Source organism: Capnocytophaga gingivalis ATCC 33624 (genome assembly GCF_000174755.1).
Lineage (GTDB): Bacteria > Bacteroidota > Bacteroidia > Flavobacteriales > Flavobacteriaceae > Capnocytophaga > Capnocytophaga gingivalis.
The window spans coordinates 160,901-177,805 of the sequence record NZ_ACLQ01000010.1 but is presented as its reverse complement, the minus strand read 5'-3'; the positions used below and the strand labels follow the sequence as shown (position 1 = coordinate 177,805).

Sequence of the window (16,905 nt, the reverse complement as noted above, 5' to 3'; positions counted from 1 at the left end):
TATGACAGCACTTGAAGCCTTTAACGCCTTAGATAACCGAGAAGTCTCCCGTAAGGAAGTAGAACAAGTCTTGACCCAAGCAAAAGCCGAGAATAACACTGCTATTATATACCGATTGAGCCGCGTGCTCAATGATAGCCCCGAAGCTACTCATTTTGAGATTACCATTACTCACTATGATAGCCCTGTGGGGCTTTCTGGCGTGCAGCATACAGGCGACTACCGCGAAGCCTTGGACGATTGTGGCCGCCTACGCAAAGGCTGGAAGTTCGTCAAGGGCAACGTGGTAAAGGTAGAGGAAAAACCTAAAAAAGAAGCTAAACCAAAGAAGGAGAAAGCACCACAGAAGGAAGAAACCACTAAGGAAGTATCAGGCCCCAAGGTAAAAAATTTTGAAGCCTTCGATGATTTGCAGGCGCAACTGCTCGCTGAAAATGCTGATATTCCTGAAAGTGAAGTCTTGGATTTCCTCTACAATTTTACAGACGCTTTTGAAGAGGGAAAAACAGTCTTTCGTTTTTGGAATACACCAGGGAAGAAGCCTACAGAAGCCGTGCTACAATATAAAAAACCCCCCCTCCTTACTCGTTTGCAGAATCCCTCTGCTAAAATGCGTGCCTATGAGCTTACTCCTCGTGGGTATGAGCTATTGGAGAAATTCCATAAAGGGGTAGAACGTATAAAAAAGACTTATGACCTTGGCTATATCGCAGGAATACAGAAACTTTATAATTTTTTGAGAGATAGAAAAGCCTATACAAAAAAGGAAAATGTCGAAGATTCGTCTAAAAAAAAAGTAGAAAAAGCGCCCGCTAAGGCGACAAAGTCCCTAAAATCAGGGAAAGAAAAAGGCGAAAACGTGGCTAATTTCACCCTATTGCAGGAGCCTACTAAGGTTTTTCTTGAGTTTGAAGACGAGAAAAACCAAGCCTATTACAAAAAGTCTGCCAACAAGCAAGGCGCTGTGGGAGCTGACTTTTTAAAGAAGGTACTAAAAGACTTAAAAAAACAGAATCTCAGGGAGGAGCCTCGTGGCTTTATCAATACAGAAGATTTTCCCGTAAGTCCTACTATTTCAAAAGTTACAGGTATTGATAGTCTGAAAACAGTCGTTGTAAAAGACAAAAATCGTCCTACCTTAGAATGTGTACTAATAGAAGCCGATCGCTATGTGGCTACAGACTTGTATAATATAATCCTTTTGAATCGTTCTAAGAATGACGGACTGAAAACAGGAGCTCTGTATGATCCTAATTACAAATGTACAAATATAGGAGGCTGTTCAAAGGAGGAATATTATAGGGATATAGAAATAGGTTATCTTAATTATAAAGCAGTATTGACCGAAAATCCTGTATATACTTCCGACTGGGGAGCTATAGAGCCTATTATACAACATTTGAAATCTGGACTTGAGGTGATAAGAAAGATTTATGATTGGAAAAAGGTTTATTTGGTTAAGATTACTTCTAATGTAGGAGAGGGACATTACAATCTGAAATATCTATTAAATGACTTACAAATCTTACAAAGCAATGGAGCTAAAAAAATAAGGTTATATACCAATAAGTTAGATGAAAAATTAAATATAGAAACAGACAATGGAAATATAGTGGTGACGATGGCTGTATATATGGAGGATCGTAGTAATTATGCTGATGTGATAAGCCCGCTAAGAATTGCCCCTATCCAATTGCATTTCACCCAAAACCGCAAGGAAGAAAAAGGCCTTTCCGGTGTGGATTACTCCCAAGGGCTTTTTGGAGATATAGGTCTCAATGCCCCTCGCCACGAAGGTATTCTCAAGGAAGCGCTTAATGATTGCGGTCGTCTGAAAAAAGGATGGAAGTTTGAGAAAGGAAAAGCCGTTAAGGTAGAGACTAAAAAAGGAAAAGACAAGGAAGGAGAACAAAAGGAACTTGATTTATACATGCAAGAAATGAAGACGGCTATAAAAGAGAGCAAAGCAGGAAAATTTGATAAGAAAAATATTCTCTCGTGGCTGTCTAAATTTCCTGATAAGGTAAAAGGGCTGTTATATAACTTTTTATATCATCATTATCTGCTTGATCAAGAGGAGGCTAAATTGAGAAAATCAAAAAAATTGGTTCCTTTTGGCTTGATCAGTGTGCAGGCTGGCATAAGTGAGTTTGTGAGCAAACTTATGGACTTAGAACGGGAAGACTTCTTTGACCTATATTTCTTCTTTAGAGATAATATGGACGAATGTATTGAATTACTTGAAGATAAAGAGGTTAAGAAAAATTATTATGAAAAGAAGAAAAAAGGCCTTTCCGGCGTGGACTACTCCCAAGGGCTTTTTGGTGCCGTCCCCGAAGTCTCTACCGAAAGGTTTAAAAAAATGAAAGTAAATGAATTGCGAACTTTTACTTTGAGATATTATAACCTATTCTTAAAAGGAGATAGTGTAACTATAGAAAGACACTTAAAGGAAGTTGTCTTTACCAATAAGGCAGGTAGAAAAATAGCCCACGGTGAAGCTATGTATAGTGAAAAAGCTGCTGTGATTGCTCAATTAAAAACACTGATTAAGAACTCTACCTATAATAATTGGGGAGATAGAAAGCCCCAAGATCACCCTGATATTTTAGGGTATCTGAATTTTAAGTCAAAGATAACTATTGATGGAGAAAAAAGGCACCTGAGAATATCAATTATAGTGGATAAGGATAGAAAACTAAAACTTAAAAGCTATGATGTAGGCAAAAAGAAAAGCCGAGATCCACAAGGGGGTTTACCCTCAGCCGAAGGATCTCAGCTTTTTAAAACGGTTCAATCCACACAAGACCCAGTAGGCACCTTGCAAGACGGGCGAACTGAACCGCTTTCTGAGGGCAAAGGTACAAAAAAATCTTTATCCCGCAAGAAAAAAGAAGAAAATTTTGGTCTCAATGCGTCCGAAGCCCCTGTAACCTCCTTGCCTGCTCCAAGGCAAACCCTCGCCCAGCAGTTGGCAACATGCCCCGAAGTGCGAGAGAGTTTCTTAGTGGCCGACGAGCAAATGAGCCTTTTCCTTGGGGCCTTGGAGAAAAAGACAAAGGACAGCCTTGTAATCACGCTCACTGGCAAACAAGGTAGCGGAAAAACGCGCTTTGCCTTTCAGTTTATGAATGCCCTGGCGCAACGCTATCGTGTAGGACACGCCTCTATCGAGGAGCACCCCGAAAGTGTGCTGTACGAGGAAAAAGCCTATCAGTACCTAAACGATACAGCCTTGGAGCATATCACCGCTCAGGACGTGCGTTCCTTGGCAGAGCTGGACACTATGATTCGTACCAATGAAGTGATCGTAATTGATTCCTTTCAGAAAATGCGTGAGCTGGCACCTCATTTTGAGATTGACAAGGACTTGCGCAAGAAGTATGACGGCAAGCTGTTTTTAGTGATTTTCCAGCAAACGGCAGACGGCAAAATGCGTGGAGGTAGCAAAAGCCAGTATGACGGCGATATTATTCTCTTTACCGAGACCTTTCCCGATTACCGCGAGAACTATGTATATCCCGACAAAAACCGCTACAACAAGCGGCCCGCCACCGAGCTACAATATAGCATATACGAACAACGTATGCTCGCCACGGCTCCCGAAGTGCCCGCCCTACCCGCTCACTACGAGCCTACAGAAAGTGAAGAACTGAATTTTGAAGTGTTATAATATGAAAGTAGAAATAATCTCTTATAGAACAGGTGTAGATGTGTTGGGATTTCCTATAATTCACGAACACATATTTATAGAAAGCACAAAAGAAAGTGCCTCTCATTCCAAAAAAGGAAAGAATATGTCGAAGAAAAGGTATTTGTACAATACTGTACAACATTTTCTTTCAAGAGAAGTAAAACAATTATAAAAGAATAAGGTATGAACAAAGAAAAACAACAAGTGTTTGAGCGAGTTCGTGTAGAATATGACGAGCTTAGAGAGAAAATAGGTAAGTTAAAAGATTTCTTGAAAAGCGAGAAAATTAAACAAATAGACACTACACAAGCCTATTTACTAAGAATACAGTATGACACGATGACAGCTTACGCTAATATCTTAGAAAAAAGATTAGCTCTTTACGAGGAAGAATCAAAAACAACAGATTTTAATTAAATATTTAATTTTATGGCAACAAAGAAAGTCGGCTTGAAAGCCAATGGACGGCTCAAGAAAGGTTTCCGTTACAACGAGAACGGACGTATTGTGAAAGCGAAGAAAGCAACTGCGAAGAAAACTCGTAAGCGCTAACCCTTGAGCACTAATCCCTATCCCCGTAAGGATAGGGATTTTTTATTTGGTACAATTTTTTTACATTTTTCTCCTCTGCAAGACACGCGCGGGGGAGGTTTTTTATGCTCGGTTTCCAAAAATGGGCTCGGTTTCCAAAAATTTCCCCCTTTGGTTTCCAAAAATAATAAAGATTTGGAAACTTATATAAATACAATGTAACTATATGAAAATAAACAGCTTATAACAATATAAATTGCTGTAAGGTGATTTTTGAGTTATTTTGTAACTTATTGAAAATCAGCAATAGGTTTCTAAGTTTCCAAAGTTTCCAAAAAAACGGCTACTCCGCCCTACTCTCGTTGCGTAGAATTATCAGTAATGAATATTTTTGACTGTTTCATCAGCGGAGTTGTTGCGAGCGGTGTATATCTCCGTTATCTTTAGATCCGAGTGGCGCGCTTGATCTCTCACCTTAATAGCAGGAACGCCAGCGTTAAGCATATCTGTTATGCCCGTGTCCTTGAGCGAATAAAACTGTACCTCTTTTCTAAAGTGATATTTTTTGCGCACATTCTCCCAATGATAGAATAAATTCGTAATCGCTTGCTTCCCTGGTACAAACTTCTTTCCAAACAAAAATAGGTCTTTGGAGGCATTGCCAATATGTTCTTTCAACTCCTCTATGAATATATTTGGAATGGTTACATTCTCCGTCTTTCTATTTTTGGAAATACTGCTGGGTATGGTTATGTAACTCTTTTCAATGTTTACGTGCTCCACCTTTAGTTTTTTAAGCTCATTAGGACGAATAAAACAGTAATAGGTAGTCATACAGAATATGTAAAAATGGAAATTCTCCCCTTTTAAGAGAGCTAATTTAGCTTTTTCTTTCTCATTGAGTACTACCCTTGTTTTCTCTTTTATAGACTTTTTCTTTGTATTTTTTACTGGACTTTCTTTTGTAAACCCCTTCGACAAACAGAAGTTGAAAAAAGTTCGCATACACGTAAGGTAAAAGTTGTAAGTTCTTGCGCTTTTTTCTTTCTCTATATAGATTCTATCCAAGAAATGATCACATATAAGCGTAGAAATATCAGATATAAACTTGGCATTTTTCTGGTATATGGATAAATATTCAGTAAAAGCCGTAATAAAGTGTTTGTAATTGTTGCAAGTAGATTTTCTTTTCACCCCGTCCGAAAGTTCCTTGGAGAGTGTTTTTAGGTAATAATCAAAACAGTAATCAATTGTTTTTACCTCTGTAAGGTTGCCCATGTATGGAGACCAGCCCGAATACAGTTGCTCGTTAAGTGTGTCTATCATCTTTTGAGCAAAGCGCAAGCGTTCTTTTTTGTTGCTCATTTTAGGCACCCTATTGCGAAACCTAACCAGCTTGTCCGATTGAGGATCCTTAGCATAATACACAATTAGCCAATCAGTGCCTATACGGAGCTCAGCAGGCTTAAATGCCACCATGGGTATAATGGAAGATTGTTTGTTGTTTTTAGGCATTTTTTTATTTAGGGCTATGAGAATAGTCCTAAAATAATTCCTATTGAATGCGTGTCACGATATTGACACAACCACGGCGCAAAATTACGTATAAATATTTGAATATCAAAATATTATATCATTTTTGTTTAATTGCAAGGGACAAAGATACAATTTTAAGTGAAAAATGAAAAGTGAAAAGTGAAAAATATTTGAGAAGAGAAGAAAGACAAGAGAAAAATAAAAAAAGAAAAATCAGATAATCTTTTATAAATGACAGATATTCAAGTGTTGAATTAATAACTATTGTAAGTTCCGTTAGTAAGTGAAATTTTTATACAAGGTTTTGTTGTTCTGAATATTGCTACACAGAGCAATATTCTGAACAATAAAAAAGAGAGAAAAATCTAATCATTTTTCTCTCTTTTAAAAAATCTTATTTTATCAAATAACCATAAGTTATATGGTCATTCTTCACTCTCGTTATGCTTTTGGTATAAGGGATTTGTAGAAGACAAAGCCAAAACCAAAAGTAAGCATCAGGTGGAAAGGAAACAACCCAAAGTCATTGAGCTTGATGCCACTGTACAACCCAAAGAGGAAATAGCACATGAGTAAAAACTCAAAAATCATATTGGGAGAAAGCTTTTTGTTAATATACTTATTCCCTTTCCATGAATCCTTCAGAGAGCTAATATTGAACTTAGGGGTACGAACGAATTCGGTTTTCTTGCCCCAATAGCCCTGCAATACTGCTGATACATTGTGCAAAGAAAAGCCCAATGCCACAGAGAAGAAGCTAAAGAAAAGCTTGACATAGTCCACAAAGTCATCAAAAGTCTTTCCTTGTATATTCTTATAGGTAATCCAATAACAACCAAAGAGAATCACCGTACTAACGATAAAGAAGCTGGTGAGCTTGAACACCCAACCCAAATCCGGATAAGCTTCCTTGATATACATCATTGGTACACTGAGTATCGCTACAATAAAGACATAGAGGAACATGGAACTATTGAGTAAGTGCATTACTCCATGGAATTTGGTCTTCCACCCTATGTTCTTAGAAGCCAAGATATTGCGCACCGACTTGCGGAACACCTCTGCCCCACCCTTGTTCCAACGGAACTGCTGAGAGCGAGCTGCGGAAACCACTACAGGAAGCTCTGCAGGAGTTTCTACATCCTCCAAATACTTGAACTTCCACTTCTTAAGTTGAGCTCGGTAACTTAGGTCTAAGTCCTCTGTAAGGGTATCCCCTTCCCAGTTGCCCGCATCCAAGATGGTTTTCTTTCTCCAGATACCGGCAGTACCATTGAAGTTGATAAAGTGTCCTTTGCTATTGCGTCCTACTTGTTCGAGGGTGAAGTGTGTATCGAGCGCCAATGCTTGTATCTTGGTGAGTAAGGAATAGTTACGGTTGATATGTCCCCAACGGGTCTGTACCACCCCTATTTGTTCGTCCTTGAAGTAGACTACTGTCTGCTTGAGCCAGTCGGGCTTAGGAAGGAAGTCCGCATCGAAGATGGCAATAAAATCCCCTTTGGCGATAGCTGTTCCATACTTAAGGGCACCTGCCTTGAACCCTTCTCGGTTTTCGCGGCGGATATGAACGATATCCAAGCCTGTTTGCTGAAGCTCGGCAATGATACGTGCTGTCTCAGCTACTGAGTCGTCAGTAGAGTCATCCAACACTTGTATCTCCAACTTGTTCTTAGGATACTCCAGCTTGGCTATATTCTCCAAGAGACGAGGTACTACATATTTCTCATTGTAGATAGGAAGCTGTACAGTCACATAAGGGATCTCATTAGGATCCAATAAGTTGAACTTGGGCGCTTCGTTATTCTGATGCTTGTTCTTTAGATAGTTCACAGACAGGTTGAGTATTGTCAAACTATAAAAGAAAATCAACAACAATGACAAGCAATATATAGTGATAACTACATAGGTGATGATAAGTCCTAAATTCATAATCACACATTTTTAATTGGGGGCAAAATTACGTTTTTTTTCGCAACCCACAATGATTATTTTTGATATTTTTAAAACAAACTTCTTTTTTTCTTAAATAAAAATAAACTCCCCCTTCTCAGGAGGAGCTTGACAGAATAATTTTAAAACTTATTTATTATGAAAAACCTTTCTATTTTTGGAATTTGGCATATTTGCTCTTGAACTTATCGATACGTCCAGCGGTATCTATAAGTTTTGCCTTCCCAGTATAGTATGGGTGGGAAGTACGAGAAATTTCCAACTTAACCAAAGGATATTCTACGCCTTCTACTTCTATAGTATCTTTGGCTTCTACAGTTGACTTGGTGATAAAGATATCATCATTGGACATATCTTTGAAAACAACCAAACGATAATTTGAGGGGTGTATCTCTTTTTTCATATTTTTCTTCTCATTTTTTCGAGGTGCAAAGGTACTACTTTTTTTTGAATTGACAAACAAAAAAAATGTTTTTTATTCACAACCTCTATTTTTAACATTTTTTATCTTTTCCATTCCTTCTCTACGGTGAGCAAAGTGCCGAAAATCAGGACTTTTTCTCCGAACTGAAGGAAGAGTTCTTTGCGGTGCGGCGCTTCTACAACTTCTTGAAAATGAACAATATCTTCTTCTTTTTCCGCTTCATACTGCACGCCGAAGGCCTTACTGCCGAGAGCATCGGTATGTATCTGTAAAAGCTTTGCTGCAGAACACTTACTTTGCCTTAGCAAAGGCTCCAAGCGTGAAGCTATCCACTCCTGCCAGAGAGGATATACTTCCTCTTCTATGTGATAGGTAAGGTTGTAAATATATTTCATATGCTATTTCCGACAATAATTTGGCTATAAGTTCCACTTGAGCCCCACAAAATAGGTGCGCCCTGGGGAAATACTCGAATAGAAACTGGTAGAAGGTGTTACGTAATCGAATAGGTTATCTATCCCTGCATTGAGCGTAAAGTGATAAGGGAGGTTTTTAGAAAACTGTAAGCGCCAGATGCTATAGGGGGCATAATATGTGTAAGTATTTTCTCCGTCATAAATATCCGACCCGCTGACATACTTGCCACTGAGGATGATATTGGGCAGGTATTTCATATCGGCCTGTTCTACATATTCCGCCTTGGCAGTAAAGGTATGCGGACGCACATCCGAACGGCTATTGCTGCTGGTATAATAAGCATAAGAACCCTTCAGGCGGAAATACTTACTGGGGCGATAGGTAGCTGCTATTTCGGAGCTCATGATATCGGTATTCCCTCCGTAATTGACATAACGAATGGTATCGCTGGCTTGTGTCCACCTATAAGCAATCTTATCCTTGACCTTGGAATATTGTGTCATGGCAGTAATATTCCATTTTCTGGCATTGAAATCCACGGAAAGTGTAATATTACGACTTGTTTCTGGCTTCAGGTCTTTGTTGCCCATGATCTGAAAGCCTCCCCCCCATGGATGAAACCAATTGGTATACAGTTCCTTGAGTGTAGGAGATCGGAAACCTGTAGAAAACCCTCCGCGGAAGGTGAACTGCTCCACCCTGAACATCCCTGAGAGGCGATAAGTCAAGTATTCTTTAAAAAGAGAATGGTAATCCATACGCACTCCGGTAACTAAAGTAAAGGCATCCGAAAGTGCCCATTCCTGCTGGGTAAAAATCGCATAGTTCTGAGCATTTTTCTTTTCCTCTGTTCCCTGATTTGTAAAGCGAAAACTCAATAGTTCATCGGAATTTCCTTCGGCACCTGCCACCAAGGAATGTTTTTCAAAAAGTGTTTGGTTATACTGAGCCCCTACCCGTAGGATAGAGTTTTCATAGCTTTTCTCCTTCTCATTGAGCAATACATAATACTTGTACTTATCATAGCGATCGTAAGCTGCCGAAAGACTCAGGGTCTTGCTATCAGTAATTTTGTAATCCGACTTGAATGCTGCTGTATAGTTATAGTAACGATCTCTGAGCTTCTTAGAACTCTCGGTACCTGCATTGCGCTCACTGAAATAATAGCTGGGCGTCAGGGTAATATTCCACTTAGGCGAGAGGTTAAAAGAGAGCTTAGGCGTAGCCCCATAGTTGGTAAATCCGGCTATGTTCAGTTCGCCCATCGGGGAGAGTATTTCTGAACCATTTTTGTAGGTTTTCAGAGGTTCTTTATCCACTATGACATAGGGTTCTCGGAAATTATAGAAAGAAGACAGGCGCAGACTTCCCCATTTTTGCTTAGTCGCTACAGAGAAATTTGTCTTATGATCCTTTTTGGTATTATAAAGATAGCTTGCACTAAGCTCCAAGGGTTTTTGGGCATTCTTTGTAATGATATTGATCACCCCACCCAAGGCATTAGAGCCATAGAGAGAAGAGGAAGCCCCCTTGATAATCTCTATACGTTCGATATTGTCCAAGTCGATACGATCATAGTCGATATTGTCAAAGGTCTCCCCTGCCATACGTTCGCCATCCATAAGGAAAAGCACATACTTTCCCCCGAAGCCCATCATATTGATATTGGGCATTCCCCCATCATAGGTAAAGTTGATTCCAGAGAATTCATTTTCCAAGAAAGATTGGAAGTCAGGAGCCTGAGCCTTTTGAATCTCCTGAGCGGTAACCACCTGTACTGTGATAGGCACATTCTTTAGATTGCGTTCTGTACGGGTAGCGGTAACCACTACTTCCCCTACTTCTATTTCTTTGTCCTTGCAGAGGGCAAAGATATAGTTTTTTTCGTCTTTTTTGAGAGAGACTTTAAAGAAATGGCCTTTGTAATCATCCTTAGTCACATAGAAATGATGAATCCCCTTCGGAAGGTCAGGGAAAGAGAACCGCCCCTCGGTATCGGTTTGTACACTTTTTTTCAGAGAAGCCAGCTCCACAGTAGCCCCAGATAAGGGGTGGCGTGTCTGGCAATCGGCAATCGTTCCCGTGAAAGTATATTGAGCCTGTAGCGTACCGACGCCACAGAAGCAAAGCAGCCAAATAAATATTCTTGACATTGTATATATTTTTCAGTAAAATAGAATTGCTATACTCTATGGGGGTATAGCAATTCTATTGAAATAGAGTTAGAGTTGGTATTGTTAGAACTTTCCATCCTCACTGAGGATATACTGGAAGGAAGGATAGTTCGCATCCGTTTTATCATTATAAAAATCAGTTACTTGGAACTTCACAAAAGCCCCTTTGGCTGTTTTGAGTACATATACCCACTTGGTAGGAGCATATACACTTGGCCATTTTCCTCCGCTGGATTGTCTATTATTCGGATTAAGCGACACATAACCTGTTGGAGTATCAAAGCCTCCTGATAGAAAAGTGGAAAAAGTATCTTCCTTCTCTGTTAGGTTGGGATAATTCCCATAGGACATAGTCCCTTTGACATCTTGTATATATTCACTGGGCAGGGTAGCGATGGGTGCTGAAAAATCCTTGTTTTCAGTTTTTGCGACCCCAGCCTGTCCTTTACCAGAAGCCCCTCCATTGAGCTTAGCATAGTAAGCAAAGAAAGCAATGTCCCAATCCAAACTATTTTGTGGATCGGCAACCTCTACAATAGCATTTTTTTCAAATGAGTAATACACCCATTTTTCTTGCCTTGCATTGAGGTTCTTCTCCTGTTTCACATTGGCAGGCTTTTTTTCTTCTTCCTTATTGCTATCTTTACTGCAAGAGGTGAGTGTAAAGATACCTGTTACTAAGGCAGCTAAAAATAACTTTACTTTCATAATTTTCTATTTATTCACTTACAGTCTTGCTCAATTGGTATTTTAGCTTAGGAGTTCCCCCTAATACATCTGTATTATCTTTGTAATAGTCGGTTACTTGTACTTTTGCATAAGTACCATCTGCTGTTTTAAGTACATATATGTAGTTAGTGGGTACATATACTTTAGGGGCTTTTGTTGGGTCTAATCCTATGATACCTGTTTTTGTACCAAATCCTCCTGACATATATTGAGAGAAAGAGGCATCTACTTTTGTAATATTAGGGTAACCTTGGCTCATTTTTCCTTGTGCATCTTTAGCAAAACCTGCTTTAGGGGCTTCTGTAACTGTAGCAAAATCAGTCGCTTCTACTTTAACTACTTCTGCCTTTCCTTTTCCAGAGGTACCTCCATTGAGTCTTACATAATATCCCTTGAAAGCAATATCCCAAGAGAGATCCTCTGCAGGATTATTAGGAGTTACTTCCCCATTTTTTAGAGAGAAATATTTCCAATCGCCTGTAGCATTCAATTGCACTTCTTTGGCTTCTGAGCCTGAGAAATCTAAAGTCACTTTTTCTGCTGGTTTAGCTGTTTCTTTTTCAGTTAAGAAATCATAGGAAAAAGTAATATATCCTGTTTCATTTTTATCATTGGTGTATCCAGTAAGTTGGATTTTCACATATTTGCCACCTTTGGCTGTTTTGAGCACATATACATATTTGGTAATCTCATGGTTGGGAGTCTTTTCTCCTTGTTTAGGAGGAATATAGTTATACCAACCTTTAGAATCTTGTTTGTTTACAGTACCAGAAATCACAGGGTTTTTTTCAGATTTAGTCACAGAAGGTTGTGTCTGTCCTGGATGAGGACGTCCAAAATCTGTAACTTCTTTATCTTTTTCATAACCCTCAGCAGGTGCTTTGGTTACAGCAGCAAAATCCTTGCTATTGGTATTGACTACTTCAGCCTCTCCGATACCAGATACTCCTCCATTGGTACGAATATTGTAGCGATTAAAAGCAATATCCCAATTATCAGTAGTTTTAGGATTGGTTACCTCCACAGTAGTCCCTGTTTGAAAAGAGAAATACACCCACTTTTGCTCATCAGAAGCATTCAAGTTTTTCACTTCTTTCACTGTATTTTGGGGTGGTATCGGGGTAGGAGTTTTGTTGTCATCTTTACTACAAGAAGTAAAGGCTACGAGACCTGTAAGGAGTACAGGCGCTAAAAATTTTACTTTCATTTTACCCTAAATTTTATAGTTCGTGGCCGCAAAGGTACGTTTTTATTTAGAATAAAACAAAATAAAATTTAATAATTAACGATTGATTGTTAGCCATATAACTGTAAGATATTGCTAATCAATCTCTAAAAGATTAAAACTAAAGGTTATTCAACCCTAAAATATTTCAACAGTACTTTGTACTCATCTTGTGCTGCCAAGCAAGTATCCAAGAGATAGCCTTCTACTTGTGGCCAATTCTGTAGTCCTCGATAGTAGTACCATCGGAGCTTCTCCGTGATGATAAAAGGGACTATCCCCTGTGCTAAGCATTCCTTAAAGAGCAACAAACGCCCTACTCTTCCATTACCATCCTGAAAGGGATGAATAGCCTCAAAATGCCAATGAAAAGCCACCAAATGTAGATTCACTTGTCACTTATCGTTAGTCACTACTCACTTCTTTTGACAAACTCTCTGACTAATGCTAATACTTTTGGCATGGTAGCATTGACAGCATTGAGTACCTCGGTATGGGAGACATTAGGGGCGATATCTTTTCCTCCCAAATCGGAGATAATGGATAGGGCAAAGACCTTCATCCCCTGATGGCGCGCTACGATTACCTCCGGTACGGTACTCATCCCTACGGCATCCCCACCAATGGCACGTACCATACCATATTCTGAAGGGGTTTCGAAGGTAGGACCTTGCAAGCCTACATAGACTCCTTTTTGTAGTTTTGTTCCTTGCTCCTTAGCGATATCCTCAGCAAGGGCAATCATAGAACGATCATAAGCCTCGCTCATATCAGGGAAGCGGGTGCCAAACTTTTCTAAGTTCTTTCCTCGTAAAGGGTGCTCTGGGAACATATTGATATGATCACGAATCAGCATAATATCTCCTATGGAGAAGTCAGGATTTACCCCACCAGAAGCATTAGAGACAATCAATTTTTTGATGCCTAAGAGGTGGAAAATACGAATAGGGAAAGTAACCTCCTGCATAGGATAGCCTTCGTAGTAGTGAAAACGGCCACTCATCAGTAGCACATATTTGCCGGCTAAGGTACCATATATAAGTTTGTTGCCATGCCCTTCGACAGTGGACTGAGGGAAGTTAGGAATTCCTGCATAAGGGATTTCCACAATAGGAGTTACTTCGCCCTGTAAGGAAGAGAGTCCAGAGCCTAAGATAATGGCAAACTCAGGGGTTTGTTCAGTGATGAACTGGCGGATGTAGTGAGCTGTCTGCTCATATTTTTCGTACATAATCTACTATTTTAGTGCCACAAAGGTACGGCTTTTTTAGGGATTATGCAAGAGGGTTCTGAGTTTTGAGTTCTGAGTTTTGAGTTTTGAGTTTTGAGTTTTGAGTTGCTAACAACTGCTCACTGACCTCTGTTCTCTGTTTTTAGCTGTTGGATTTCTTTTTGTAGATAGGCGATGAGGTTATCTTTCTCCAAAAGGCGTTTCTCATATTGCTCAATGAGCTTATCTGAAAGTTGGTTGATGACATAGCCGCCGCTATATTGGCAAGAAGTATTGTTATTATTGATGACGATATGATCGGCTTTGAGCAGTTCTTCGGGCTGTATACCAAAGAGGTCACACAGAGGGAGGATATAGCCCGCCCAAGAGTTACTTGCCCCGCTCTCCATACGAGCATAAGTAGACTGAGATAAATGAATATATTCCGCTACCTCCTCCTGAGAGAGGTTTTTGCTCTTGCGGAGGTTTTTAATTTTTTCACCTACGATTTCGTTCATCTCTTGTATTTTTATGCAAAAATAGGGTAAAAATATCTATTTTCAGCATAAACAGCTGTTTTTTTTCTTCTTATTTTTGTATGAGACTTTTTTAGCGTGAAAATGCTTTTATATTTATCTAATTATCAACATTTTAAATCATTCAATTCCATGAAAAAAATTTTAGTATTTTTGGCAATAGGGCTACTTTTAGGCTCTTGTTCCGACAAACTTACCTCCTCTAAGGCGGAGAAATTGGTAGAAAAATCTCTTGAAGAGAACCCTATGTATGGAAAAGTTCGTCTCTATACAGGAAAATTGAGAGAAAGTTCTTTTGATAGTAAAGAAGAGGCAGAGCTTTATAATAAATTGGCTACTGATGAATATATAAAAGTTCTTACTGATAAACAACCTGTTTTAAACTGGAGAGGAGAACCAAAAGAAGGAGAATTTAAGTATCTTTATACTGTTTCTCTCACTGAAAAATCTAAAGATTTTCTATTACAAAGCGATCATTACTCAGATGATATATATACAAACACTATGAAAAGTTACACTGCTAAAATTGACAAATTGGCTGACTTTCATATTGTCTCAGAAAAAGAAGCCGAAGCAAATGTTACTTTCTTAAAAAGAGACAAGACACCCTTTTTCCCTTTTGAAAAAGATCAAACAGATTTCTTTACTCAAAAAATAACTTTTATCAAAACTGAGAAAGAAGGATGGAAAGTTTATAGATAGTAGAAAATCTACTTTTATATATAAATCATAATTCAATTTTTTTATTTATGGAAAATACAAATTCCCAAGCTCCACAAGGACAGAATAGTGGAGAAAACAAACAAACAATTATCATTCAGCAGCCTGCCTCAAAAAGTAATGGAATAGGTACCGCTGGATTTGTATTAGCACTGGCTGCCCTTGTATTAGTTTGGGCTCCTATTCTTAATAGTATTCTTTGGCTATTAGGTCTTATCTTATCAGGGGTAGGGGTTACCAAACAACCTCGAGGCTTAGCCATAGCTGGCCTTTGTATTTCCTTGATAGGATTGGTTGTCCTACTGACCATCTTTGGTCTATTTGCAGCTAGTGCTGCCGCTGTTGGACACTAAGAAATAAAGAATCCTCTTTATGGACTGTTTTATCCCATAGAGGGGATTTTATCTTTAGAAATATCACTAAAAACACAATATACATGAGAAAGTTATTCCTTCTATTTGGCCTATTCTTCCTATCGCAGATAGGGTTCTCACAAAACAAAGATTGGGAGAAAATAATCGTTACTAAAAACCCTGAGGATGTAAAGGGACTCACACGCCTCAAGGAAGTATCTGCGGAGGCGGCTCGCTTCTATGGGAAGCAATCCAAATTGCGAGAAGAAGCCACCAAAAAACTAAAACAAGAAGCCGCTAAACTCGGAGCTACTGCGATACTCCTCTCCGTGGATGAGTTTGCCATGAGCCCTGTCAATAATGTAAGTATGGTCGGGATGTGCTTTACCGATGGCAGTGTTCCTGTAAAAGAAAATACTGACACTGAAACCTCTACCGCTTCTAATGAAGATATCATCCTCACCAAAAATCCTGATGACATCAAAGGGCGTACTCGCTTAGGGGATGTAAAAGGAGAAGCCAGTCAGTTCTTCGGTATGCAATCCAGACTAAGGAAAGATGCTACCAAAAAAATGAAAGAAGAAGCTGCCAAACTTGGGGCTACTATTATTCTTGTTACTACCGATAGTTTCACTATGACTCCTGTCAATAATGTGGTCATGGAAGGAACTGCTTACAAATAACCTCAAACTGAATGCTGTGAAAAGCCGCTTCCACTTTGGAGGCGGTTTTTATTTTCCCTTTTTCGGAGGGCTATAGTTTTTCTTAGGACAAGTAAGAACTGCAAGAAATAGCCCACTTAGAGCAGAATCAGGCACTATAAATTAATCCTGTAAAGATAACATTGCGAGAGGTATATTAACTAAAAAACCGCCCCAAAATAGGGGCGGTTTCTTTGTTTTAAAATAATTATTATGCCTCTGAAGAATTTCCTTCTTTAGCCTCAGGAGCCGCTTGTTCAGCAGCGGCTTTCTTGCCACCGCGGCTTCTACGAGTAGATTTCTTCTTGGCAGTACCCTTAGGAGAGTATCCTACTTCGTTGTAGTCTACTAATTCGATAAGCGCCATTTCAGCGTTGTCACCCAAACGGTTACCCAGCTTAATGATACGAGTGTATCCCCCTGGACGGTTGGCTACTTTTACTGAAATATTTTTGAAAAGCTCCGTAACGGCATATTTGTTATGCAAACGGCTGAATACGATACGGCGGTTGTGCGTAGTATCCTCTTTTGATTTGGTAATCAAAGGCTCTACAAATACCTTCAAGGCTTTAGCCTTGGCCAAGGTAGTGTTGATACGCTTGTGCTGTATCAAGGAGCAAGCCATATTCGCCAACATAGATTTTCTATGAGCGGCGGTTCTTCCTAAATTATTTATTTTATCTCCGTGTCTCATTTTCGTTG

The 16,905-nt window shown here is 39.3% G+C and carries 17 protein-coding genes; 6 read left to right on the top strand and 11 right to left on the bottom strand.

What is annotated here, in order from left to right; all coding sequences use genetic code 11:
* The first annotated feature begins 1 nt into the window (after position 1).
* From CAPGI0001_RS03545 to CAPGI0001_RS13430, 3 genes are all read left to right on the top strand, one after another.
* Positions 2 to 3,673, top strand: a complete 3,672-nt coding sequence (locus CAPGI0001_RS03545; RefSeq protein ID WP_002666847.1) for an LPD3 domain-containing protein — start codon at positions 2 to 4, stop codon at positions 3,671 to 3,673.
* 204 nt (positions 3,674 to 3,877) lie between these two features.
* A complete protein-coding gene (locus tag CAPGI0001_RS03535) occupies positions 3,878 to 4,111 on the top strand; it encodes a crAss001_48 related protein (protein ID WP_002666737.1) in 234 nt (77 codons plus the stop codon).
* A gap of 12 nt (positions 4,112 to 4,123) precedes the next feature.
* Positions 4,124 to 4,246, top strand: coding sequence for a hypothetical protein (locus tag CAPGI0001_RS13430; protein WP_002666579.1), 123 nt, complete (start codon positions 4,124 to 4,126; stop codon positions 4,244 to 4,246).
* Positions 4,247 to 4,600: 354 nt separating this feature from the next.
* Here CAPGI0001_RS13430 and CAPGI0001_RS03530 read toward each other — a convergent pair whose 3' ends face one another.
* The 10 genes from CAPGI0001_RS03530 to CAPGI0001_RS03485 form a co-directional block, all read right to left on the bottom strand.
* Positions 4,601 to 5,740: a tyrosine-type recombinase/integrase gene (locus tag CAPGI0001_RS03530; protein ID WP_002666699.1), complete on the bottom strand. Its 1,140-nt coding sequence runs from the start codon at positions 5,738 to 5,740 to the stop codon at positions 4,601 to 4,603.
* 462 nt (positions 5,741 to 6,202) lie between these two features.
* On the bottom strand, positions 6,203 to 7,693 hold the full coding sequence (locus tag CAPGI0001_RS03525) for a cellulose synthase family protein (protein WP_002666693.1): 1,491 nt from the start codon (positions 7,691 to 7,693) through the stop codon (positions 6,203 to 6,205).
* 172 nt (positions 7,694 to 7,865) lie between these two features.
* A complete protein-coding gene (locus CAPGI0001_RS03520) occupies positions 7,866 to 8,117 on the bottom strand; it encodes a type B 50S ribosomal protein L31 (RefSeq protein WP_040359524.1) in 252 nt (83 codons plus the stop codon).
* 101 nt (positions 8,118 to 8,218) lie between these two features.
* On the bottom strand, positions 8,219 to 8,533 hold the full coding sequence (locus tag CAPGI0001_RS03515) for a DUF4286 family protein (protein WP_002666522.1): 315 nt from the start codon (positions 8,531 to 8,533) through the stop codon (positions 8,219 to 8,221).
* Positions 8,534 to 8,557: 24 nt separating this feature from the next.
* Positions 8,558 to 10,708: a TonB-dependent receptor gene (locus tag CAPGI0001_RS03510; RefSeq protein WP_002666874.1), complete on the bottom strand. Its 2,151-nt coding sequence runs from the start codon at positions 10,706 to 10,708 to the stop codon at positions 8,558 to 8,560.
* Positions 10,709 to 10,792: 84 nt separating this feature from the next.
* Entirely contained in the window at positions 10,793 to 11,437 is a 645-nt protein-coding gene (locus tag CAPGI0001_RS03505) for an HmuY family protein (RefSeq protein ID WP_002666718.1), read from the bottom strand.
* A 10-nt stretch (positions 11,438 to 11,447) separates the two neighbouring features.
* A complete protein-coding gene (locus CAPGI0001_RS03500) occupies positions 11,448 to 12,665 on the bottom strand; it encodes an HmuY family protein (protein WP_002666557.1) in 1,218 nt (405 codons plus the stop codon).
* Between the two features lie 146 nt (positions 12,666 to 12,811).
* Positions 12,812 to 13,075: a Fic family protein gene (locus CAPGI0001_RS03495; RefSeq protein ID WP_002666539.1), complete on the bottom strand. Its 264-nt coding sequence runs from the start codon at positions 13,073 to 13,075 to the stop codon at positions 12,812 to 12,814.
* Between the two features lie 20 nt (positions 13,076 to 13,095).
* Positions 13,096 to 13,914: a purine-nucleoside phosphorylase gene (locus CAPGI0001_RS03490; RefSeq protein ID WP_002666922.1), complete on the bottom strand. Its 819-nt coding sequence runs from the start codon at positions 13,912 to 13,914 to the stop codon at positions 13,096 to 13,098.
* A 119-nt stretch (positions 13,915 to 14,033) separates the two neighbouring features.
* Entirely contained in the window at positions 14,034 to 14,411 is a 378-nt protein-coding gene (locus tag CAPGI0001_RS03485) for a helix-turn-helix domain-containing protein (RefSeq protein WP_002666468.1), read from the bottom strand.
* Positions 14,412 to 14,561: 150 nt separating this feature from the next.
* On the opposite strand from CAPGI0001_RS03485, the gene CAPGI0001_RS03480 reads away from it, so the two are divergent.
* From CAPGI0001_RS03480 to CAPGI0001_RS03470, 3 genes are all read left to right on the top strand, one after another.
* On the top strand, positions 14,562 to 15,131 hold the full coding sequence (locus CAPGI0001_RS03480; RefSeq protein WP_002666849.1) for a hypothetical protein: 570 nt from the start codon (positions 14,562 to 14,564) through the stop codon (positions 15,129 to 15,131).
* 47 nt (positions 15,132 to 15,178) lie between these two features.
* A complete protein-coding gene (locus CAPGI0001_RS03475) occupies positions 15,179 to 15,502 on the top strand; it encodes a hypothetical protein (RefSeq protein ID WP_002666624.1) in 324 nt (107 codons plus the stop codon).
* 83 nt (positions 15,503 to 15,585) lie between these two features.
* Entirely contained in the window at positions 15,586 to 16,185 is a 600-nt protein-coding gene (locus CAPGI0001_RS03470) for a heavy metal-binding domain-containing protein (protein ID WP_002666822.1), read from the top strand.
* A 229-nt stretch (positions 16,186 to 16,414) separates the two neighbouring features.
* Here CAPGI0001_RS03470 and rplQ read toward each other — a convergent pair whose 3' ends face one another.
* The gene (rplQ, locus tag CAPGI0001_RS03465; RefSeq protein WP_002666425.1) at positions 16,415 to 16,897 is read right to left on the bottom strand and encodes a 50S ribosomal protein L17; all 483 of its coding nucleotides are present in this window, start codon (positions 16,895 to 16,897) and stop codon (positions 16,415 to 16,417) included.
* Between the last annotated feature and the right edge of the window lie 8 nt (positions 16,898 to 16,905).